This window comes from Streptomyces vastus, from assembly GCF_039532825.1.
Lineage (GTDB): Bacteria > Actinomycetota > Actinomycetes > Streptomycetales > Streptomycetaceae > Streptomyces > Streptomyces vastus.
The window spans coordinates 1-910 of sequence record NZ_BAAASJ010000126.1 but is presented as its reverse complement, the minus strand read 5'-3'; the positions used below and the strand labels follow the sequence as shown (position 1 = coordinate 910).

Below are 910 nucleotides of genomic sequence, written 5' to 3'. Positions count from 1 at the left end.
AGCAGGATGATCCAGCCGTAGGTGCGTACCAGGGCGCTGATGAAGTGCGGGACGACCACGACCAGCATGGCCAGTCCGGCCCACAGGGGCTTGAGCCGGGTGATCGCGTTGGCCAGGAGGAAGCCGAAGACGAGGCTCAACACGGCTGTCTCGGCGGAGATCCGCAGCGTGGTGAACAGGACGGAGAGGTTGACGCCGGTCAGCGCCTCCACGTACCAGTGCAGGGTGAGCGATCCGCCGGCATCCTGCAGGCTGAGGAGCAGCGTGCTGAAGATCGGGTAGACGAACAGCATCAGCAGATAGACCACGACCGGCAGGGCGTAGAGGATCCCGATGCGGGTCTTGCGCGAGGCCAGCAGCTTGCGCGGACGGGTGGGGGCGGTGGCGGTGAGGGCGGCCATGGCTCACCCTCCCTGTTCGGTGGGGAAGAGGTTGACGTCCTCGGGGTCGGCGCTGATCCCGACGCGCTCGCCGGCGACGGGCCCGCGGCCGGCCGGTACTTCCAGGCGCAGCAGCGGCGCCTTATCGCCGTCGATGCGCACGCCCGCGCGGACCAGGGTGCCCACATACGTGGCAGTCTCCACCGTGCCGGTGCAAAAACCGTCGTCGGTGGCACAGGCCCGCAGCCGGCCCGGCTGCACGGCGACCTTGACCTGAGCGCCTGAGGCCAGGTCATGGCGGCGCGCCTTCAGCAGCCCCCCGGACTCGTCGAGGCGGACCAGGGTGTACTCGTCGGTGTGCTGCTCGATGCGGCCGGGCAGGAAGTTGGCCGCGCCGAGGAAGTCCGCCACAAAGGGCGTCCTCGGCCGCTCGAACAGCTCCCGGGGGGTGTCGAACTGTTCGATCAGGCCGTTGCGCATCACCGCGATACGGTCCGAGAGGACCAGCGCTTCTTCCTGATCGTGCGTCA

1 protein-coding gene and 1 pseudogene are annotated in these 910 nt (G+C 68.8%); both read right to left on the bottom strand.

Features of this window, described 5'->3' with window-relative positions; all coding sequences use genetic code 11:
* Nucleotides 1-401, bottom strand: a pseudogene (locus ABD357_RS44450) (ABC transporter permease); the annotation flags it as partial.
* A 3-nt stretch (nt 402-404) separates the two neighbouring features.
* Nucleotides 405-910 (bottom strand): TOBE domain-containing protein (locus ABD357_RS44445; protein ID WP_344397658.1); only part of this gene is annotated, 506 nt, incomplete at its 5' end.